This is a genomic window from Pseudomonas sp. NPDC089406 (genome assembly GCF_044900265.1).
GTDB lineage: Bacteria > Pseudomonadota > Gammaproteobacteria > Pseudomonadales > Pseudomonadaceae > Aquipseudomonas > Aquipseudomonas fakonensis.
Map to the genome: position 1 here is coordinate 1 of NZ_JBJDNC010000032.1, position 20,490 is coordinate 20,490.

20 protein-coding genes are annotated in these 20,490 nt (G+C 64.4%); 11 read left to right on the forward strand and 9 right to left on the reverse strand.

Going from position 1 to position 20,490, the window contains the following annotated elements:
- The first annotated feature begins 374 nt into the window (after positions 1 to 374).
- The gene (locus ACI2KK_RS20930) at positions 375 to 1,055 is read left to right on the forward strand and encodes a histidine phosphatase family protein (RefSeq protein ID WP_404670405.1); all 681 of its coding nucleotides are present in this window, start codon (positions 375 to 377) and stop codon (positions 1,053 to 1,055) included.
- 2 nt (positions 1,056 to 1,057) lie between these two features.
- Positions 1,058 to 1,888, forward strand: coding sequence for a phosphatase PAP2 family protein (locus ACI2KK_RS20935; protein WP_404670406.1), 831 nt, complete (start codon positions 1,058 to 1,060; stop codon positions 1,886 to 1,888).
- Here the strand turns inward: ACI2KK_RS20935 and ACI2KK_RS20940 are convergent.
- Entirely contained in the window at positions 1,839 to 2,852 is a 1,014-nt protein-coding gene (locus tag ACI2KK_RS20940; RefSeq protein WP_404670407.1) for a transporter, read from the reverse strand. The two genes, ACI2KK_RS20935 and ACI2KK_RS20940, sit on opposite strands and share 50 nt — an antisense overlap.
- A gap of 220 nt (positions 2,853 to 3,072) precedes the next feature.
- Here ACI2KK_RS20940 and ACI2KK_RS20945 point away from each other — a divergent pair, with 220 nt between their 5' ends.
- On the forward strand, positions 3,073 to 5,208 hold the full coding sequence (locus ACI2KK_RS20945; RefSeq protein ID WP_404670408.1) for a TonB-dependent siderophore receptor: 2,136 nt from the start codon (positions 3,073 to 3,075) through the stop codon (positions 5,206 to 5,208).
- A gap of 364 nt (positions 5,209 to 5,572) precedes the next feature.
- Here the strand turns inward: ACI2KK_RS20945 and ACI2KK_RS20950 are convergent, their stop codons facing one another.
- Positions 5,573 to 5,923 carry a hypothetical protein gene (locus tag ACI2KK_RS20950; RefSeq protein WP_404670409.1) on the reverse strand — a complete coding sequence of 117 codons (351 nt, stop codon included), beginning with the start codon at positions 5,921 to 5,923 and terminating at the stop codon, positions 5,573 to 5,575.
- 182 nt (positions 5,924 to 6,105) lie between these two features.
- Between ACI2KK_RS20950 and ACI2KK_RS20955 the strand changes: the two genes are divergently transcribed.
- A complete protein-coding gene (locus ACI2KK_RS20955) occupies positions 6,106 to 7,065 on the forward strand; it encodes a ribonuclease Z (protein WP_404670410.1) in 960 nt (319 codons plus the stop codon).
- A gap of 184 nt (positions 7,066 to 7,249) precedes the next feature.
- Here ACI2KK_RS20955 and ACI2KK_RS20960 read toward each other — a convergent pair whose 3' ends face one another.
- Positions 7,250 to 8,980 (reverse strand): SulP family inorganic anion transporter, encoded by a 1,731-nt coding sequence (locus tag ACI2KK_RS20960; protein WP_404670411.1) that lies wholly within the window; start codon positions 8,978 to 8,980, stop codon positions 7,250 to 7,252.
- 14 nt (positions 8,981 to 8,994) lie between these two features.
- Positions 8,995 to 9,813, reverse strand: a complete 819-nt coding sequence (ppk2, locus tag ACI2KK_RS20965; RefSeq protein ID WP_404670412.1) for a polyphosphate kinase 2 — start codon at positions 9,811 to 9,813, stop codon at positions 8,995 to 8,997.
- A gap of 454 nt (positions 9,814 to 10,267) precedes the next feature.
- Between ppk2 and ACI2KK_RS20970 the strand changes: the two genes are divergently transcribed.
- Both ACI2KK_RS20970 and ACI2KK_RS20975 read left to right on the forward strand, forming a co-directional pair.
- Entirely contained in the window at positions 10,268 to 10,873 is a 606-nt protein-coding gene (locus ACI2KK_RS20970; protein ID WP_404670413.1) for a hypothetical protein, read from the forward strand.
- Between the two features lie 96 nt (positions 10,874 to 10,969).
- Positions 10,970 to 11,164: a hypothetical protein gene (locus tag ACI2KK_RS20975; protein ID WP_404670414.1), complete on the forward strand. Its 195-nt coding sequence runs from the start codon at positions 10,970 to 10,972 to the stop codon at positions 11,162 to 11,164.
- A 65-nt stretch (positions 11,165 to 11,229) separates the two neighbouring features.
- On the opposite strand, the gene ACI2KK_RS20980 is transcribed toward ACI2KK_RS20975, so the two are convergent.
- A complete protein-coding gene (locus ACI2KK_RS20980) occupies positions 11,230 to 12,105 on the reverse strand; it encodes an AEC family transporter (RefSeq protein ID WP_404670415.1) in 876 nt (291 codons plus the stop codon).
- Between the two features lie 576 nt (positions 12,106 to 12,681).
- Between ACI2KK_RS20980 and ACI2KK_RS20985 the strand changes: the two genes are divergently transcribed.
- From ACI2KK_RS20985 to ACI2KK_RS20995, 3 genes are all read left to right on the forward strand, one after another.
- Complete coding sequence (locus ACI2KK_RS20985) at positions 12,682 to 13,992, forward strand: MFS transporter (protein WP_217885002.1); 1,311 nt, start codon at positions 12,682 to 12,684, stop codon at positions 13,990 to 13,992.
- 111 nt (positions 13,993 to 14,103) lie between these two features.
- Complete coding sequence (locus tag ACI2KK_RS20990) at positions 14,104 to 14,430, forward strand: hypothetical protein (protein WP_404670416.1); 327 nt, start codon at positions 14,104 to 14,106, stop codon at positions 14,428 to 14,430.
- A gap of 46 nt (positions 14,431 to 14,476) precedes the next feature.
- Complete coding sequence (locus ACI2KK_RS20995; RefSeq protein ID WP_404670417.1) at positions 14,477 to 15,031, forward strand: YbhB/YbcL family Raf kinase inhibitor-like protein; 555 nt, start codon at positions 14,477 to 14,479, stop codon at positions 15,029 to 15,031.
- Positions 15,032 to 15,147: 116 nt separating this feature from the next.
- Here ACI2KK_RS20995 and ACI2KK_RS21000 read toward each other — a convergent pair whose 3' ends face one another.
- Together ACI2KK_RS21000 and ACI2KK_RS21005 are read right to left on the reverse strand one after the other, a co-directional pair.
- Positions 15,148 to 15,864: a DNA-binding protein gene (locus ACI2KK_RS21000; protein ID WP_404670418.1), complete on the reverse strand. Its 717-nt coding sequence runs from the start codon at positions 15,862 to 15,864 to the stop codon at positions 15,148 to 15,150.
- A gap of 276 nt (positions 15,865 to 16,140) precedes the next feature.
- The gene (locus ACI2KK_RS21005; protein WP_404670419.1) at positions 16,141 to 17,073 is read right to left on the reverse strand and encodes a LysR family transcriptional regulator; all 933 of its coding nucleotides are present in this window, start codon (positions 17,071 to 17,073) and stop codon (positions 16,141 to 16,143) included.
- A 115-nt stretch (positions 17,074 to 17,188) separates the two neighbouring features.
- On the opposite strand from ACI2KK_RS21005, the gene ACI2KK_RS21010 reads away from it, so the two are divergent.
- Positions 17,189 to 17,446 (forward strand): DUF2790 domain-containing protein, encoded by a 258-nt coding sequence (locus ACI2KK_RS21010; RefSeq protein WP_404670420.1) that lies wholly within the window; start codon positions 17,189 to 17,191, stop codon positions 17,444 to 17,446.
- 19 nt (positions 17,447 to 17,465) lie between these two features.
- On the opposite strand, the gene ACI2KK_RS21015 is transcribed toward ACI2KK_RS21010, so the two are convergent.
- On the reverse strand, positions 17,466 to 18,161 hold the full coding sequence (locus ACI2KK_RS21015; RefSeq protein WP_404670421.1) for a tRNA (adenine(22)-N(1))-methyltransferase: 696 nt from the start codon (positions 18,159 to 18,161) through the stop codon (positions 17,466 to 17,468).
- 167 nt (positions 18,162 to 18,328) lie between these two features.
- Here ACI2KK_RS21015 and ACI2KK_RS21020 point away from each other — a divergent pair, with 167 nt between their 5' ends.
- The gene (locus ACI2KK_RS21020) at positions 18,329 to 18,709 is read left to right on the forward strand and encodes a RidA family protein (protein ID WP_404670422.1); all 381 of its coding nucleotides are present in this window, start codon (positions 18,329 to 18,331) and stop codon (positions 18,707 to 18,709) included.
- Between the two features lie 35 nt (positions 18,710 to 18,744).
- Here ACI2KK_RS21020 and ACI2KK_RS21025 read toward each other — a convergent pair whose 3' ends face one another.
- Complete coding sequence (locus tag ACI2KK_RS21025) at positions 18,745 to 20,481, reverse strand: dsDNA nuclease domain-containing protein (protein WP_404670423.1); 1,737 nt, start codon at positions 20,479 to 20,481, stop codon at positions 18,745 to 18,747.
- Positions 20,482 to 20,490 lie beyond the last annotated feature (9 nt).

The following is a 20,490-nucleotide window of genomic DNA, read 5'->3' on the forward strand; positions in this document are numbered from 1 at the left end:
GAGCGCCGATCGGGCCAGGGACGGCCCGTCGGCGCGTACCCCCGGAGCAAGCCCGGAGTGAGGGAACCCCGGAGCGCAGCGCAGGGGCCGGATGAATGGAGCGGGCATTTTTTGGTGACTTTTTGATGCTTCAAAAAGTTACCCGCCGTAAGGGCGGAAAGGTGAATAAGCGTCACCACAGCAAATGAATGCGCATACAAATTTCAATACCAACCAATAGAACTTAAAGAGTTCACACCACACGAGCAGACACCATCACCAGCCGACCGCAAAATTAACCCACACCGCATAATTTTGACATTTAACCAACCTTTCCCCGACATCCCCCACCTTAAAGTGCCGCCACTCGCGAAACACCCCCACGGAGTGAAAGCATGCTGCAAGGCACCCTGACAACCACCCCCTACCCAACCCGCCGCCTGCCCCGGCCAAAAACCCTTTTCATCGCCCTGGCCGCAATGCTGCTGGCCACGGCCACCACCACCCTGTGGTACAGCGCCCGCCCGCAAATCACCGACCTCGGCAGCCCACGCCAGATGACCCGCAGCGGCGCCTACGCCGACTGGGCCAAAGGCTCGGTGATCGTCCTGGTACGCCACGCCGAACGCTGCGACCGCTCCCATGCCACCTGCCTGGGCGACCCCACCGGCATCACCGTGGACGGCAGCCTGGCCGCCATCGGCGTAGGCCAGGGCCTGGTGCAGTTGGGCCTGCAAGGCAGCGATATCCTCGCCAGCCCCGAAGTCCGCACCCGCCAGACCGCAAGCTTCATGTTCGGCAAGGCCATCCCCAGCCAGGACTGGCTGGCCCGCTGCGACGCCACCTTCGCCAGCACCGCCCTGGCGCACAAGCGCGCCGGGCACAACCTCGTGCTGGTCACCCACAGCGGCTGCATCGACCACCTCGAACGCCAGTTCGGCGTGGCCGGCAACGAACGCTCGATCGGCTACGCCAGCGCACTGCTGCTGGGCGAAGGCAGCGACGGCAAGGCGCATATCCTCGGCCGCCTGAACGCCAGCCAGTGGCGCCAGCTCAGCCATGCCAAGGAGGCTTGAACATGGCCTTGTCCGCCCGCCAACGCTTCTACCTGAGCAACCTCGGCCTGCCACTGCTGTTGGCAGTTCTGGTATGGCTGCTGTTCGACCTCACCACCCTGGACCGCTGGTTCAGCAACCTGCTGTACGACCCGGCTACAGGCCACTTCCTGTTCCAGCACGACGCCCTGTTCGAAAAGCTCACCCACAAATGGCCACGCATACTGCCCGACTGGACCGGTGAACTGGCCCTGATCGGCGCCCTGCTCTCGTTGCTGTGGCTGCTGGTCGCGCGTTCGGCCGGAGCCACAGCCCTGCTCGAAGCTGCCCGGCTGGCCCCGCTGCTGCGCCTGAGCAACCGCCACCAGCGCGACCTGTGGTACGTGGTACTGGCCTTCGCCCTGAGCACCACGGTAATCCACTACCTGAAAAGCCACACCGGCGTTTACTGCCCGGTGGAAACCACCCTGTACGGCGGCAGCCAACCGCACCTGGAATGGTTCGAGCAGTTCAGCCTGCTGAGCAAAGCCGGCGACGGCCGCTGTTGGCCCGGTGGCCATGCTTCCAGCGGCTTCACCTTGCTGGCGCTGTACTTCGTCGCCCTGCGCCACCGCTGGGCGCATGCCCGCGCCCTGCTGCTGGCCATCCTCGGCGTCGGCATGCTCTACGGCACCACCCGCGTGCTGCAGGGCTGGCACTACATGTCGCACACCTTCTGGGCGGGTATCGTGGTGTGGTTGAGCTGCTGGTCGAGCGCGCTGCTGTGCTACGGCCGCCCGGCCTTGCAGGCCGCGCCTGGGCGCATCAGTAATCGCCACGCTTGCGAAACGCCCAGCGCCCTGCAATCACGGTAAAGGTCACCACCAGCGCCACCAGCACCCAGAACCCGTGGGGGTCGTCGGACAGCGGCACGCCCCCCACGTTCATGCCGAAAAAACCGGCGATGATGTTGATCGGCAAGGCCAGCACGGTCACCACGGTCAGGGTGAACAAGGTGCGGTTGTTCTCCTCGGTGAGCTTGGCGGCGATCTCTTCCTGCAACAGCTTGATCCGCTCCACCAGGCTGGTGAGGTCGTTGATGATCACCGCGATTTCTTCGGTGGAGGCGCGCAGCTGGTGAGTATCCTGCTCGCTCAGCCACGCCGGCGGGCGGTTCAGCAGCCGCAACAGCGAGCCGGGCTCCAGCGCCAACAGCCGCTGCAGGCGCACCAGCACCCGGCGCAGGCTGCTCAGTTCGGCGCGGTTGTCGGACAGGCGCAGCGACAGCAGCTGGTCCTCGATGCGGTCCACCTTGAGGGTGGACTCGCGCACCACCTGGGTCAGCAGGTCGCCCTGGTCGCGCACCAGGTGCACCAGCAGCTCCACCGTGGAGCCAAAACGCTCGCCGCGCTTGACCGACGAGCGCAACTCGTCCACCGAATGCAACGGCTGCAGGCGCGCGCTCACCAGCAGGCGGCTGCGCGCACAGGCCCACAGGGTGGACACATCGGATGACACCAGGCCAAAGCTGAACACCATGTCGTTGACCACCGCCAGCAAGGCATTGTCGGTATGTTCGATGCGAGTGGAGCGCGACCCCTCGCGCAGGGTCTCGAAGAAGGTCTCCGGCAGGTCCAGGTGGCTTTTCATCCAACGCTCGCAGGCGGCGTGGGCCAGGTTCAGGTGCAACCACAAGAACTCATCGCCCGGCGGCGCCTGCAAATGCGCCATGGCCTGGCTGGAGTCAATCTCGCGGCCGGGCTGGCCCGGGCGGAAGGCATAGCCGTAAAGCAGGCCGTGCAGGTCGGCCTCGTGGTGCTGCGAATGGGTGGGGAGCATGCGGTGGCGCGCCTCGGCGAGTCCCGGTGGAAATAACGCCATCTTAGAGACAGCCACATGACAGTTGCGTGACGCTTCTACACAGCGCCGTCGCCCCAGTTGGCACGCTCGTCACAATTGGCATTCGGTATGCCAAAACATCTGGTAATGGGAATTGTTACCAGATAATATCGCGCCGCGTTTACACCCCCCATGCCCTCTTCTTCCAGGACCTGAACCGATGCGTTACAGGATTGTTTCGCTGTGCCTGCTCCACGCCGCCCCCCTGCTGACCTGGGCTGCGCAAGCCCCTGCCGTGGATACCTCCGCCGGCATCCAGCTCGAAGCGGTGAACATCAACGCTGACGCCAGCGACTATGAACGCGCCGACGGCCCGGTGGACGGCTACCGCGCCACCCGTTCGGCCAGCGCCACGCGCACCGACACCGCCCTGCACGAAACCCCGCAGTCGGTCAGCGTAGTACCCAAGGATGTCCTGGAAGACACCGCCTCCACCCGCCTGCAGGATGCCCTGGACTACGCCGGCGGCGTCGGCCGGGCCAACAACTTCGGCGGCCAGGGGCTGACCACCTTCACCGTGCGCGGCTTCACCACCGGCGAGTTCTACCGCAACGGTTTCCCGATCAACCGCGGCTACCCCAACGCCCCGGACGCCAACACCGTCGAGCGCCTTGAAGTGCTGCGCGGCCCGGCCAGCGCGCTGTATGGCCGTGGCGACCCCGGCGGCACCTTCAACGTGGTCAGCAAGCAGCCGCTGCCCGAGCAGAAGGTCACCCTGGGCAGCCAGTTCGACGACCAGGGCATGCACCGCGCCACCCTCGACGCCACCGGCCCGCTGAACCAGGACGGCAGCCTGGCCTATCGCCTGAACGTACTGGGCGAAGGCGGCGAGAGCTTCCGCGATGACGTCGACAGCGAACGCTACGACGTAGCACCGGTGATCAGCTGGCAGGTCAATGACGCCACCAAGATCGTCTTCGAAGGCGACTTCATGCGTAACAACCACCCGCTGGACCGCGGCCTGACGCGCTATGCGACGCAGAAAGGCAGTGCTTCGCGCGACACCTACATCTGGGAAAAAGGCAGCGACAACCTGCTGCACAACGACAACAACATGGCGCAGATACGCTTCGAGCATCTGCTCAACGACAACTGGACGCTGGGCGGCGGGTTCCAGTTCCTCGACGGCTCGCTCAAGGGCAATGCGGTGGAGGCCAACAAGGCACCGGCCGATGGCCGGACCCTGGAACGCAACTTCAACTATCGCAAGCTTGAGTGGACTGACCGCGACTGGCAGTTGAACCTCACTGGCCACTTCGACACCGCAGGCTTTGCCCATACGCTGCTGACGGGCGTCGAGTACGAGAACTACGATTACAACTCGATCATCCGCCGCTCCTCCGGCGTCGATGGTACCTACCCGATCGACATCTACGATCCGGTACTGGGCCAGGCTCGCCCTGCGCTGACGCGCACCACCACCTGGGACAAGGAAAATCTGCAAACCTGGGCGTTCTTCATCCAGGACCAGGTCGCCCTGACCGAGCGCCTGAAAGCGCTGGCTGGTGTGCGCCTGGAGCGCTTCGAGCATGAGTACGACGACAAGCTGCCAACCGACCGTGACTTCAGCAAAGGCCAGAACGCTGCCACGCCGCGTTTCGGCCTGATCTACGACCTGACCGACACCGTTGCGGTGTACGCCAATACCGCGCGCTCGTTCAAACCCAACAGCGGCACCCCGGCCGCCGGCGGCGGTTTCGAGCCGGAAAAAGGCAAGTCCTACGAACTGGGCGTGAAGTGGGAAGCGCTGGATCGCCAGCTCAGCGTGGACGCGGCGATTTACCACATCGTCAAGGAAAATGTGCTGACCCGCGACCCGAACGATCCGACCTTCAGCATTGCCGCCGGCCAGGTTCGCAGCCGTGGCCTGGACATCAACATTGCCGGCAACATCACCCCCGAGTGGCGGATGATCGGCGGCTATGCCTACGTCGACGCCGAGGTGACCAAGGACAACCGCCTGCCGACCGGCACGCGCCTGGCCAACATTCCGCGCAACAGTTTCAGCCTGCTCAACACCTACGAGTTCCAGGACGGCTTCGCCAAAGGCCTGGGCCTGGGTTTCGGGGTGAAATACGTGGATGATCGCAACGGCCAGACCGAAGCGGTCACCTACAACATGGACCAGTACACCGTGGTCGACCTGCTGAGCTTCTACAAACTCAACGAACACGTGCGCCTGAACCTGGATGTGAAGAACGTGTTCAACAAAGAGTATGACGAAGGCGCGTTCAACACTTATGCCTACCCTGGGGCACCGCGCACCGTGCAGGCTGGGGTGTCGTACACCTTCTGATGCTGCCGGGCCTGTTCCGGCCTCATCGTCGGCAAGCCGGCTCCTACAGTGGATCGCGCCAATGCTGGCTATCGCGTAACCCTGTAGGAGCCGGCTTGCCGGCGATAGGGCCGGTACAGCCACCCCTCCTCCCCCCGGCAAACCTGATAACCGGTAGTTGTAACAACCTGTTACATCACTACGCTCAACTGGCGAAGCGGCATTCGCCGCACCGCGGGCCGACTGGCGTCGAAGGATCGTGCTCACAGGACCACACTGAGGTCCGCCGGTAATGGCCTTCCCTACAGGCACAACCAGGCAACGCTGAGCGGAGATCATCATGCAGCTGAAGCATTGTTTATTGGCGCTGGCGATTGGCGGCGTCCTATCGGTTTCGTTCACCTTCGTGCCCACCAGCCTTGGTGGTTTTTCCAGCGCCATGGCCAAGGATGGTGGCGGTGGCGGCGGTGGTGGCGGCCACGGCGGTGGAGGTGGCGGCGGTGGTCACGGTGGCGGCAATGGCGGCGGTCACGGAGGTAGTGGCAGCGGCCATGGTGGTGAAGGTGGCGGCCACGGCAATTCCGGCCGTGGGGGCGCCGATGATGGTGGCAACCACGAAGCCAACCATGAAGCCAACCACGAGGCGAATCACGAAGCCAACCACGCCGCAGGCGAAGCCCACGGCGTCGGCCACGGTGCCGACGATGGCGCTGGCCATGATGTGGGGGACGACCACGGCGGGGCTTGATTGCTTGTACTGCCTGTACTGGCCTCATCGCCGGCAAGCCGGCGATGAGGCCGGATCAGGCAACACACGCCGCCACCTGCACGCGAACCTGTTCCCATCGCCCCCGGCATGCTAGCCTCCGCGCGCCTCGCCCTGCGAGGCAGGACAGTCTTCACGTCAAGGAGTCAGGCATGGACCTGCAGTTTCTGGGCACCTCGTCCGGTGTGCCCACCAAGGCCCGCAACGTCAGCGCCACCGCCGTCATCGAATCCGCCGGCCACGGCTGGTACTTGGTCGATTGCGGCGAAGGCACCCAGCACCAGCTGTTGCACAGCCCGCTATCGGTGCGCGATCTGCGCGCCATCTTCATCACCCACGTTCACGGCGACCACTGCTTCGGCCTGCCGGGGCTGCTGGCCAGCGCCGGCATGTCCGGGCGCAGCGAGCCACTGACGCTGGTCATGCCCGCCGCCTTGCAGGCCTGGGTACGGCAAAGCCTGGCGGTGAGCGAAACCTACCTGCCGTTCGAGTTGCAGATAGAGGCACTGGAAAGCTTCAGCACCATGGCCAGCGGCAATGTCAGCGTATCGACCGTGGAGCTTTCACACCGCGTGCCGTCCTGGGCCTATGTGTTCAGCGAGCGCGACCCCGAACCCCGGCTGGATACCGCACGCCTGAAGGCCGACGGCATCCCCGCCGGGCCGCTGTGGGGCCAGCTGGCCCGCGGTGAGGCAGTGGAACACGATGGCCGCCCGCTCGACCCGCAGGCCTACCTGCAACCCACCCGTGCGCCGCAGCGCATCATCGTCTGTGGCGACAACGACCGCCCCGAGCTGCTGGCTACAGTGGCCCAGGGCGTGGACGTGCTGGTGCACGAGGCCACCTTCACCCAACCTGTGATCGCGCGCAGCCAGAGCAACTTCGGCCATAGCACCGCAGCAGCCGTGGCGCAGTTTGCCGAGGCGGCGCAGGTGCGTAACCTGGTGCTCACCCACTTCAGCGCGCGCTACCAGGCCGTGCCCGGGCGCGGTAACAGCATCGCAGAGATACGCGACGAGGCGCTGGCCGAGTACCACGGCAACCTGACCCTGGCGCGCGACCTGCAGCGCTACCACCTGGGCCGTGATGGGGTGTTGGTGGAAGTGGTCTGAGCGCAAGGCCTCAAGTCGCTGATCAAACGCGGCCTCTGTAGGAGCGGCCTTGTGTCGCGAAAGGGCTGCGCAGCAGCCCCAGGATCTCGACATCATGCAAGATCGCCGGGGCCGCTGCGCAGCCCTCTCGCGACACAAGGCCGCTCCTACAGTCGTGCCGCTCTGTGAGTCTTTACATCCCCACTCAAGGCACCCACTGCACCCCATGCTCCTGCAGGTAATTGTCCACCGCTGCCCCCACCGTCGGCTGGAACACCTCACTGCCGATCGCAGCCAACACCTCCAGCCTTCGCAACTTGTCCTTCACCGGGTCCTTCACCTCGGCAAAACGCAACTCGATACCCGCTGCACGCAAGGCCTGCTCCAGCTCCACCAGCATGTCCGCCGAGGTCACATCGACACTGGTAACCGGCTCCGCCGCCACCACCACCCGGCGTACCGGCGTGGGCGACCGGGCCACGGCATCGAGTACGCAGCGCTGGAACAGCTCGGCATTGGCGAAGAACAGCGGCGCATCCCAACGGAACAACACAAGCCCCGGAACGCGCCGGGCATCGGGGTAGCGCCCCACATCGTGGTAGCCACGCACCCCGTCCACCCGCCCCAGCACCGCGTAGTGCGGCCGCCACCCATCCCACAGGAACTCGATCACCGCAATCAGCACGGCAAGGCCGATGCCCGGCACCGCGCCGAATACCGCCACACCTACAAAGCAGCTGATCGACAGCCAGAACTCCCAGCGCTGGATACGGTAGATGCGCCGCAGGTCCTTGAACTCGAACAAGCCGATGGCCGCGGCAATCACCACCGCGGCCAGCGCGCTTTCCGGCAGGTGGCGCAAGAGGTTCGGCGCCAGCAACAACAACAGCGCAACGCCGATGGCACCAAACACTCCGGTCAGTTGTGAACGGGCGCCAGCCGCCTCGGCCACCGGCGTGCGCGACGAGCTGCTGCTGATGGGGATGCCCTGGAACAACCCGGTGGACAGGTTGGCCAGGCCCAGGCCGATCATCTCCTGGTTGGCATCCACCGGCGTGCGGGTTTTGGCGGCATAGGTGCGCGACAGCACGCTGGTGTCGGCAAACGACACCAAGGCCACTGCGGCGCCACCGATCAGCACCGTAGTCAGCTCATTGAAGTCGATCAGAGGCAGGGCGAACCCCGGCAGCCCCTCCGGCAACGAACCCACCACCTTGACCCCATGGTTGGCCTCAAGCCCCAGTAGCGCCGAAACCAGCGTTGCCGCCACCACCGCGATCAACAGCCCCGGCACCCGCTCAAAACGCTTGAGCAGCAGGATGATCAGCAACGCGCCAAGCCCCAGGCCGAAGGCATGCCAGTTGGCCTTGCCGTCGAGCAACGAGCGCCCCAGCTGCAACACATCACGCAGCGGCCCGTTGCCAGGGTTGGAGATGCCGAACAGCTTGGGCGCCTGGCTGATCAATACGGTCAGGGCGATGCCGTTCATGTAGCCGTAGCGGATCGGCTTGGACAACAACTCGGTGATGAACCCCAGGCGCAACAGCCCCACGGCGATGCAGATCAGCCCCGACACCAGGGCCATCGCGCTGGCCAGGGTGATGGCCTTGAGCGGGTCGCCCGCCGAGAGCGGTACCACTACCGCCAGGATGATCGGCACCAACGCCGAGTCCGGCCCCAGCACCAGGATACGGCTGGGGCCGAACAGCGCGTAGGCCAGCAGCGGCACAATGGTCGCGTACAGCCCGTAGATACCAGGTACCCCGGCAGCCTGGGCATAGGCAATGCCCACCGGCACCAGCATGGCGGTCAGCACCAGGCCGGCCAGCAAGTCCTTGGGCAGCCAGCCTGGCGAGTAGTGGCGCAACATCTGCAGGCCCGGCAGCCAGCGCAGCCAGGCGGCTGCCGGTGCCTTGCCCGTGGCGCGGTGGTGCATGGCGCCCTCCCGGCTCAGAAGCGCTCGGCGACCATCTTGAACGGGTACGGCTGGGCCTTGTACTTGCCGATCTTGCCGCGCTTGGGCAGCTCGATCTTGTGCTTGTGGCTCAGGTCCTTGTACGGAATCTGCTGCAGCAGGTGGCTGATGATGTTCAGCCGCGCCTTGCGCTTGTCTTCCGAGCGGGCCATGTACCAGGGCGCCCAGGACGAATCGGAGGCGGCGAACATGTCGTCCCGGGCGCGGGTGTAGTCGTCCCAGCGGTTGTACGACTTGAGGTCCATGGGCGATAGCTTCCACAGTTTGCGCCCGTCGCGGATGCGGTCCTGCAGGCGGCGGGTCTGCTCCTCGGCGCTGACTTCGAGCCAGTACTTGATGAGAATGATCCCCGACTCGATCATCATCCGCTCGAACATCGGCACCACGGTCAGGAACTTGTGCGCCTGTTCGTCGCTGCAAAAGCCCATTACCCGCTCGACGCCGGCGCGGTTGTACCAGCTGCGGTCAAAGATCACCACTTCGCCGGCCGCCGGCAGGTGGGTGAGGTAGCGCTGGGCGTACATCTGGGTCTTTTCCCGCTCGGTGGGCGCCGGCAGCGCCACCACCCGGAACACCCGCGGGCTGACCCGCTCGGTGATGGCCTTGATGGTGCCGCCCTTGCCGGCGCCGTCGCGGCCCTCGAACACGATGCACACCTTCAGGCCCTGCTCCACCACCCACTGCTGCAGCTTCACCAGTTCCACATGCAGTTTTTTCAGCTCGCTTTCGTAAGCCTTGCGCTCGAGCCTGTGCCCATCTTCGTGCTTGTGCTTGTTGCCCGCACTCTTGGCCATCGCCGTTCTCCCCAGGGGCCCCGGCGGCGCCGAGGCGAATCTGAGCAGTATGGTCGAACACTGGCGATTTGCCGGTTGCCGCACCTGCCGACATGGCGCCCACGTTACAGGGGCAACTGTCTTGAGCTGGCTGTGCCGGCCTCATCGCCGGCAAGCCGGCTCCTCGAAGGCTATACGATCCCTGTAGGAGCGGCTTTAGCCGCGAACACCGGCAAAGCCGGTGCCATCCACTGCGTCGCCTGCTTCGCGACTAAACCCGCTCCCATAGGAATTACGCCAGCTTATAAAAATCAGCTGCGCTCTGGGCGCAAACGCTTGCGACCCCCGTCACAAAGCCCGCCGGCATGTCCACTTGCCACGATTGCAGCCGCTCTGGCCCACGGGTTTTAATCCGCCCCCGCCGGCCAAGGCTGGCGTTTTCATCCGCACCATGGCAATTCAAGGAAGCCTTACGATGGACAGGAAGCTCATTCCCCTGGCCCTGCTGGCCAGCCTGCTCGGCTGCTCCGACGGCCAGAAAGCCACCGAAGCCAGCCTGCAGCAGGCCGCCCAGGCCTGGCTCGACACCCAGTACCCGCGCTGTTTCGTGGCCACCACCTTCCCCACCCGTACCCGCGATTTCGATGTCGACGGCACCAACCAGGCGTTGCGCGCCCTGGCCAGGGTCGGTGTGGTCAGCGAGCAGGAAGTCAGCCGCACCGAAGTGCCCGAACGCCTTTGGCAACCCGCGCGCACCGACATCTACTACCGCTATGAGCTGACCGAAAAAGGCCGCGCCCTGTACAAGGCCGATGGGCAAGATGGCAAGGGCGGGCTGTGCTTCGGCAAAGCCCAGGTGACGGCGATCGAACGCTTCACGCCCCCTGTGGAACGCGATGGCAGCAAACGCACACAAGTGACCTTCCGCTACAGCGTCGGCGAACTGCCGGCCTGGGCTGACGACCCGGCACTGAAAGCCGATATCAAAGGCCTCGCCCAGGCCGCCGCCAGTGCCGCGCAGCCGGTCGAGGTGACCCAGGGCATGGTGCAGACCGACCAGGGTTGGGCGCACGAAGGCTGAACGCAGCCTTAATGCTGGGAAAATCCGCGGGCTCCATCATGCGCCGCAACTGGCCAGTGGCCGTTTTTCAAGTTGACAGATGATGGAGTACCCCGCATGAAAACCCTTTCCATTGCCCTTGCCCTGCTTGCCGCCAGCACCGTGACCTCGGTATTTGCCGAAGGCGGCGCCGAGCGCCTGAAGGAGCGCAGCGACCAGTGGGCGCAGCAGCGCGAACAGGCGCAAAAACAAGAGGCGCTGGTGCAAGACAAGGCCGGTGCGCAGCGCCAGGCCGAAAAGCCTGCCAGCTGATCAACGGCCCTATCGTCGGCAACCAGGCTCCTCATGTAGGAGCCGGCTCGCCGGCGATAGGGCCCTCACAGCCACCACGCCAACACCGCCGGTAACCAGGCAAACGACAACAACGTCGAGCACATCACCAGGTTGGCCACATGCTCCGGCTCCCGGTTGGCGCGCACCGCCAGCAGGTAGTTGAACACCGCCACCGGCATCGCCGATTGCACCACCAGCACCGCCCGCTCCAGGCTCTCCAGCCCCAGCAACGCCCCCACGCCCCAACCCACCACCGCCCCCAGCACGATGCGCAGCCCGCCCAGCAACAGGCCGCTGCCGATATGCCGTGGGCGAATGCTGGCCAGCGACACGCCCAGGGTCAGCAACATCAGCGGGATGGTCATGCCACCCAGCAAGTCGGCCGTATTGGCCAGCCAGCGCGGCAGCTCGACATCCAGAAAGATCAGCGGCATGGCCCCGGCCAGGCTGATGACGATGGGGTTGCGCAACAAGGCCTTTGGCGAAGCAGCACCGCCGGCAATGGCAATACCCACGGTGAACTGGAAGATCGACAAGGTCAGAAAGAACGCCACCGCCAGGGCCAGGCCATGCTCGCCGAAGGCATACAGGCTGATGGGCAGGCCCATGTTGCCGGTGTTGGGGAACATGAACGCCGGCAGCAGCACCCGCCAGTGCTGGCCGCAGATTCTGCACACCAGGTAACCCGCTACGGCCATGCCCAGCAGGCACAGGCAACAGGCCAGGGCCATGCTGCTGAAGGCACTGGGGTCGAGCTGGGTGCGGTTGAGGGTCGACAGCACCAGCGCCGGGGTGCCAACGGTCATCACCACCTGGGCGATGAACTCGGTTGGGTAGGCAAGGCCCCGGCGGGCCCAGGCAAAGCCGATGGCGGCGACGATGAATACAGGGGCCAGGACGGCGAACAGCGAGGCCAGCATGGGGTGAGGCTTCCTTGGCAATGGCGGCAAGGCATTATGCGCAGGGCTTGGGGCGGTGGGTATGCAGAACCGAGCCTATCTTGGACCGCCCTATTCTATTTTCTTTAATATCAATAATTTAAATCACATACATAAACCTAAAAATCAAAAGATGGCTTGTGGGAGCGGGCTTGCCCCGCGATAGATCTTTAGAGATACACACAACCTATATTTATCAATTACTTATAAACATTAATTAAAATAAAAATCAAATCAGACATCACCTGACCAAACCCTCACCCAACCCTGCGGCCTCTGGTCGCACCTCGCTCCCCCTTGGCAAAACCGCCACAGCCCGTAAAATCGCGCTTCCTTTTCGCCCGTCGCCCTACCCGGTGGCCAGCTTCGCGCAAAGACAGCGTCCGTGCCTTTCGCCACATCGCGCATGTGCAAACAGGCTCAACCGCCCCCGCCCGGCCTTCCCGCAACAGGCCCAGCGGTTGACTCTTGCCTAGCTCGCACCCCGCCCCAGGCCACAGCGCACACCCCGCGCAAACGAAAAGGCGCATACCCGCTTTTTCCAACCTTGAGGTACGTATGTCTCCGCGTTTGCTGGCGATGGCGCTGGCACCCCTGCTCGGCCTGTTCATCATTGCCCTGGGCAATGGCTTTTTGTCGTCGCTGACCACCCTGCGCCTGGGCGCGGCTGGTGAATCAGCCACCACCATCGGTATCGTCTCCTCGGCCTACTTCATCGGCCTGACCCTGGGTGCGGTGTTCAACGACCGGCTGATCCTGCGCATCGGCCATATTCGCGCCTACAGCAGCTTCGCCGCACTGATCGGCGCCACCATCCTGCTGCAGGGGCTGTTCTACGACACCACCTGGTGGTCGGTGCTGCGCCTGATCAACGGCTGGGCCGCGGTGGGTGTGTTCCTGGTGATCGAAAGCTGGCTGCTGCTGGCCGGCGACGCGAAGATCCGCGGCCGCCTGCTGGCGCTGTACATGATTGCCTTCTACGGCGCCGGGGTGATTGCCCAGGCCGCGCTGGGCGAAATCACCGCCCTGGGCGACAGCGCACCGTTCATGCTGGCGGGCATGCTCGCCACCCTGTCGGTACTGCCGATCGTGATCCTGCCGCGGGTGTCCCCCCTGCTGGAGCAGGTCGAGCCGCTCAAGCCGCGCCAGTTGCTGGGCGTGGCCCCTACCGGGTTGGTGGGTTGCTTCGGCTCGGGGATCATCATTGCCGGCATTTATGCGCTACTGCCGCTGTACCTGCAGCGTGTGGGCCTGGATGTAGGCGAAGTCGGCACCATGATGGCCTGGGTGATCCTCGGCGCCATGTTGCTGCAATACCCGGTGGGCCGTTGGTCCGACCGCAAGGACCGCCAGGACGTGCTGATTGCCCTGGCCGCCATGTGCACCGTGCTGTCGCTGGTGATCGTGGTGCTGCCGGTGGATACCATCGTGCTGCCGGCGCTGTTGTTCCTGCTGGGCGGCGGTGTGTTCGCACTGTACCCGGTAGCGGTCAGCAGCGCCGCCGACCGCGCGCCGGCCGATGCACTGGTGCCGATGATCCAGGGCCTGCTGCTGATCAACTCGCTGGGTTCGGCCCTGGCGCCGCTGGCCATCTCGCCGATGATGACTTCTTATGGTGAAGTCGGCCTGTTCTGGGCCTTCGCGGCGATCAACCTGGCCATGGTCGGCTTCTTCATGTGGCGCCGCGGCAAGCGCCCTGCGCCGGAGCACCCGGCCCCCTTCGCCCCGACTGCGACCTTCTCGCCAAGCGGCGCGGAGCTGCGGGTGACCGAGGACCTGATGCACGCAGCCCAGGAACACCCGACCCTGGAAGCGATGGAGCCTTCCACCAGCGCCCACTCAGGCCCACGCCAGGCGCCGCTCGACTGATCGCTCGGGGCCGCCACGCGGCCCCGCTGCCGACCGCCCGTCGCTCGACGGGCACCTCGGCCACCCCTTCACAGCCCAAACCATGACAGTTCATCCCACAGGAGAATGACCATGGTCAGCACCCGCCCCCTTGCCTTGCTGTTCGCCCTCGCACTGGGCCTCGCCTCGGCCGGCACCTATGCCGCCACCGACATGAACAACACCGGCAGCCAGCCCCAGGCCGAACACTCCAAGGGCGACCACCCCAAAGGCGAGACTGCCGGTGAAGGTAGCAGCGTCAACAGCCAGGGTGGCACCAAGGATAACGACAGCAGCGATACCGGCACCAACTCCGATGCCGCCGACGGCCCTGCAGGCGGTTCAGGCAGCACCGGCGAAGCCACCGGCACCGGCGCCGGCGCTTCGGGCGGCACCGCCGAGGACCAGGACAGCCGTTGAACTAGACTCCAGTGCTTCTGTTAAAGACGGCTAAGGATCGATTGCCATGAAGCTCAAGTACTGGCCGCTGCTGGCTCTTCTACCCTTCACCGCCCACGCCGCGCAGGTCAACCACAGCCCGGCGCTGGCCATCAGTTCGTCGTCGTTCACCGACGGCGGTGTGATTGCCCTGCAACAGGTCGGGCCCGACCCGGCCTGCGGCAGTGGTGAAGAAAAGACCCCGCAGGTGAGCTGGAAAAACCTGCCCCAAGGCACCCGCTCGCTGGTGCTGGTGATGTTCGACCCCGACGGCGGCAAGGGGCTGGGCGTGGTGCACTGGCTGGCCTACGACATCGATCCGGCCAGCGGCGGGCTGGATGAAGGCACTGCCGGGCAAAGCAGCCAGCTACTCAAGGTAGGGCGTAATTCCCGCGGTACGCTGCAATACCGTGGCCCCTGCCCGCCGGCTGGCGACAACCCGCACCATTACGCGCTGACCCTGATCGCCACCGACCTGGCGCCGGGCAACCTGGCCGAAGGCCTGGACCGCCAGCAACTGATGGACGCCTTGCAAGGGCATGCGCTGGGTGCGCAGAGCCTGGTGGGGCGGTATGGGCATTGAGGCGCCGGTTTTGTAAGGCTGTACCAGCCTGAGGGGCATGCGATCACTGTAGGAGCCGGCTTGCCGGCGATGAGGCCATCCGCCACAACAAAAACATCGCCCCCTGCAGGTAAGCGTCATGCCCCCGGCCTGATACCGGCCAACTGCCTACGCAGTTCATCCCCAGCGCCCTGAGCCTGGGCCAGCATGGCCCGCAGCCCCTGCACCTGAGCATCGCGCTGCTCGAGCTGGGTTTCCAACAACTTGCGTGCATCCACCGCCTGGCGATGCTCGGCCAGCAAGCTGCCATTTTCGCGGTTCAGCCGGGTCGATTCTTCCTGACGGGCGATAGCGCCCTGTTGCAGCGTGTGCAACTGGCCCTGCAGCTGGCGCACCTGGGTTTGCTGACGCTGTTGCTCCTGCTCGTGGCGGGCCTCGATGGAAAGGATCTGCGCGGCCTTGTCATCCAGGCGGCTTTGCAAGGCGGCCATCTGCACTTCGTATTGCTGGTGTGCTGCGGCCAGAGCGCGCTGGGCCAGCTCCAGCTGGGCCTGCAACTGCTCGTGCTGCTCATCCAACTGCGCTTGGGCGGCATCGACACGCGCCTGGGCCTCTGCCTGCAGTTGCGTTGCCAATTGCTCGACCAGGCGCGTCAACGGGACGCTCAGGCAGGCCTTGTCGTTCAGGCTCGGCGCAGGCTGGTCCAGTTCCTTGAGCAGGCGGTGAATGGTCGATTTCGAGCCGGTGTTACCCAGCTCGATACGTACTGCGTCGATGCTCGGGTTCTCACCACGGGCCACCAGCGCATCCCTTGCCTGCTGCACTGCTTCTTTGCTGATACCTGCCCGGGACATGCTGCGCTCCGCTGTTGACACGTGGTATGTACCACGAAAAATGGCGGTAATTGTGCAAGGCTGGCCAGCCAGGCACAAGGGGCAAAGCATGTCGCGTAATTAATCAGAAAACGGCGCGGTCTTTGTAGGAGCGGCCTTGTGTCGCGATTGGGCTGCGCAGCAGCCCCGGCGATCTTGCATGAGGTCGAGACCCTGGGGCTGCTATGCAGCCCAATCGCGACACAAGGCCGCTCCTACAGAGACCGCGCCAGCTTCCAGAAACCGAGCAGCCCCCAACTAACGCCAGTACTCCGGCTGCTCCACCACCTGCATGTGCTCGGCAAACAGCGGCGGCAGTTGCTCTTTCAGGTAGTCGATCCAGGTGCGCACCTTGGCATCCAGGTAATGCCGCGACGGGTAGATGGCGTAGATCTCCCGCTGGCGCAGGCGGTGCGGCGCCAGCAGGCGGCACAGGCGCCCTTCCTGGATCGCCTGGCTGGCCGAGTAGTACGGCAGCAAGCCCACGCCCATGCCCAGCTCGGTGGCCCGCAGCATGGCGTCGGCGACGTTGGTGAGGAAGGTGTCCTGGGGCACGATCACGCAGGTGTCCGGCGCCTCGCCGAACGACCAGTCCTCCTCGAACAGCGGGTCGACGGTGCGCAGGCACACATGCTGGTGCAGCTCTTGCGGGCGCTTGGGCACGCCATGGCGCTCCAGGTACTCGGGCGACGCGCAGAGAATGCTGTGGATGCTGCCAAGGGGGATGGCGATCAGCTGCGAGTCCGGCAGCCCCTGGCCGATGGTGATCACCACGTCATGCCCTTCGGCCAGCGGGTCGGGGTTGCGCTGCGACAGCGTCAACTCCATTACCACCTCGGGGCAGGCGGCGTTGTAGCGCGCCACCAGCGGCATCATCAGCAGGCCCAGGCCGTGGGTGCAGTGCAGCCGCAGGCGGCCGCGCGGGGTCAAGTGCGCACCGCGGGCCTCGTCCATGGCCTCGGTGGTCAGCAGCATGATCTGCCGCGAACGCTCCAGAAAGCGCTCGCCCGCCTCGCTCATGCGCAGACGGCGGGTGGTGCGGTGCAACAGGCGGGTCTGCAGCTGGTTTTCAAGCTCGGCGACAATCCGCGACACCTGCGCTGCCGAGATATCCAGGGCGTTGGCAGCGGCGGCAAAGCTGCCGCATTCGACGACTCGGGCGAAGGTGCGCATCGCATGCAGCATGTCCATGGGCTGGCGCTCTCATTCCTACATTAAAGGCAAGAATCTATCACGGAGCAGCCCATTTATTGTGAAACACAAATGAATGGATCATTAGGCATTCCCGAAACACCCGGAGCCTGCCATGAAACGTTCGATTGCTTTCGTCACCCTCGTCGCCACCCTCGCCTCCTTCGGTGCCTTTGCCGACAGCGGCGCAGCACCTGCTGAAGTCGACTACCAGTACGGCATGCCGCTGGACGTGGCCAAGGTGATCTCGCTGACCCCGGCCAGCCCCGGCCGTGACTGCCAGGTGGGCACGGCGCACATGGTCTATATCGACCACCAGGGCCAGACCCACGCGGTGGATTACCGCGAAATGGGCACCTGTTCGCAGCAATAAAATGCCCCTGTAGGCGCCGTTAACCGAGAACGGCGTTAATCCAGCCCAGCTCGCGCTCGAATGCCTCGACCTTCTCCACCGGTACCGCTGCCTTGGCCCGCGCAAAGTTGGCCAGCGCCTGCTGCTTCTGGCGCAGCATGCGCTGCCACTTGACCACGAACGCCGGGCTGCGCTCGGCCATCAGCAATGGCCCGAAGTACAGTTGCTCGGGGCTGTAGCCCTGCCCTTCGCCCCGCTCGGCGACGATGACTTCGTAGTCGAAACGGTTCTCCCGCAGCACCTCTTCGGCCACGATCCGGTAGCCGTTGTCGGCCAGCCACTGGCGCAGCGGGTGCTCGCCACCGTTGGGCTGCAACACCAGCCGCTCGTGGCCGGCCAGGTACGCCTTGCCGCTTTCCAGGATGTCGCGGATGGTCTCGCCGCCCATGCCGCAGATGCTCACTGCCGTAATGCCGTCGCCCGGCTCGATGGCCGCCAGGCCACTGGCCAGGCGCACGGTAGCCTGCAACTCCAAGCCGTTGTCGCGCACGCTGCGCTGGGCGGCATGGAACGGCGTAAGCGCAACTTCGCCCGCAACCGCAGCGCTGATCGCCCCGCGCCGCAGCAACGCCACTGGCAGGTAGCCATGGTCCGAGCCGATATCGGCCAGCCGCGCGCCGGCCGGGATGTACGCCGCCACCCGCTCCAGGCGCATGGACAAAGTGTTCTGGTTCAACGGTTGCCTCGTTCTGCTGCATGCCCGGCGGCTACGGCCGGATTGGGGGCGCGATTCTGCCCGGCGCGGGCGGGTATTACAAATCCGCACGACCGGCACCCGGCTCGACCCACCTTGCCGGCTCGCGTAGGCTTGGCGCTTTCCTTCCGTAGCAAGGCAAACTACCCATGGCAAACGCAGACATCATCTACACCCCCGACCCGGACGCCGACTCCATTTCCTCGGACGTGGCCGAGTACAACGGCATTCTGGTCAGCACCCAGATCCCGGTGCGTGCCGACGGCAGCCTGGAGCTGGGCGATATCCAGACCCAGTGCGAAGCCACCCTGCAAGCGCTGAAAGTGGCTCTGGAAAAAGCCGGCAGCGGTATGGACCGCGTGCTGCACCTGACCATCTACCTCACCGACATGGCTGACCGCGCGGTGTTCAACGAGGTGTACCAGCGCTTCTTCAGCAAGCCGTGGCCGGTGCGTGCTGCGGTGGGCGTGGCGTCGCTGGCGTTTGATGGCATGCGTGTGGAAGTGACAGCAATGGCGGCCAAGCGCTGAACGCCAGGGCGGCGGTCGACGATCAGCCGCCATTCCTATTGTCTGGGGCGCAGCTCCAGATAGAAGGGCACTTCGTATTCCGGTATGCCCGACCCGTTGGCAGGCCTGACCATCATCTTGCCGTCTTTGCAATAACCACCCATCACGGTCAGTTGGCCGATGGCAGCGGTCACCTTGCGCATGGCATCACGCTGTTCCCGCTCTTGTGCGTTATTGAAACAAGCCGGCATAGTGGCCTTCATACCTGCATCGAGCTGAGGCAACTGCCCCGCCGCCGCACAACTCTGGTCGAGCATCGCCTGATCCAGCCCCTTGGCCCCCTTGAGGTTGGCATCGCTTAGATCGGCCTGCGCCAGATTGGCACCTTGCAGGTTCGCCCCCGTCAGATCAGCACCCTGAAATTCTGCGAGCCTGAGGTCCACACCGGTAAAGTTGGCGCTCGATAGTTTTGCCGAGGCAAACGATGCAGCGGTGAGCGAGGCTCCGGAGAAGTCCGCTCGCCGAGCGGCAGCGCCTGTGAAGTTCGCAGACAGCATGTTCGATTTTTCGAAACGGGCATCTTCGAGAATTGCCCCGGCAAAGGAGCTGGAATTCAACTCGCCTGCCGAAAGGTCACTCATCGACAGGAGGCTGCCATTGAAATTGACACCGGTCCCATGCAACGCACGGGCACTCATCCTGATCATCTGCAACCGAGACAAATCCTGGCACTGCAACATGGCGCCATCCAGACTCAAGCCATCGAGAATCACTGACGCCGAACGCACTGCGGACACGGCCTGAGGAAACTCGGGAGGCAACGCGCCATTGCGTGATGACAACATCGTGTCGAACGCTTTCTCCAGGTAGCTCTGTGACTGCGGTCTATGGTTCAACCAGATCACAGTGCCTGCCAAGGCACAGACTCCAGCAATGAAGGCTGCCTTGTGCAACCTTGCACGTCTTCGCTTGCGTACCAGTAAGCGGCTGAACAACATGCGTATCAGCACAACCTCGATGCGTTTGTTGTCGATCTGTCGCTGTGCGTTGCCGTCTTCTGACATCACCGAAGTAAATACATCGTTTCCCGGCAAGCCGAAGCCGGCCGCATCTTCGACATTTTGCAACAGTGCTTTGGCAAGCCGGTTCAATTCACCTACCGACAACTCGCCTAACGCCTGGACCCCGGCAAGCCCCGTTGCAATCGTTTCGTGCAACGACTCAAGCGCCGGCCCCACCATGAAGTGCAACTTGCCCAGTACCGCTGCAAGCACCTCGGCATCAAGCCCGGTCTTGTCAATCAGAGCGTCGAACGCCTCCTGACAGCCCTCTGTACCGGCAGCACCCGCGTTGACCCATTGCTTGAGCAGCGGCAGGCTCTTGCTCTTGCGTTTTTCATCTGTGCCAGATTCGCCGGGGAGGTAGGGAGCCACGTTACTGTAGATCAAGTAACGTTCAATGCTCTGGCCCCAACGCTGCTCCAACTGCCCGAAGTGAGCCAGCGTCTTGACCATTTCCGGGTCCCGGGCGGTCCATTTCACGGCAGCGAGGCGAGTTTTCACCTGGAATACGTCAACGCCCCCGTCACTGCGCACGCCCAGAATATCGTCCTTATGCTCGAACCAGAATTCGCGGTATTCGTCGGTACGCACTGCGTCGCATAACAACAAAGCGCCCACTGCGCTCTGGTATCGATAGCGCCGCTGAATGTCAGGGGCATTGTCGCCAGGCCGGCCGGGTTTCGCATTCGGTTCTGAAAGGGGGGGTAATCTGTTGAGATGTTTGATAGTCAAAGCCTTCCT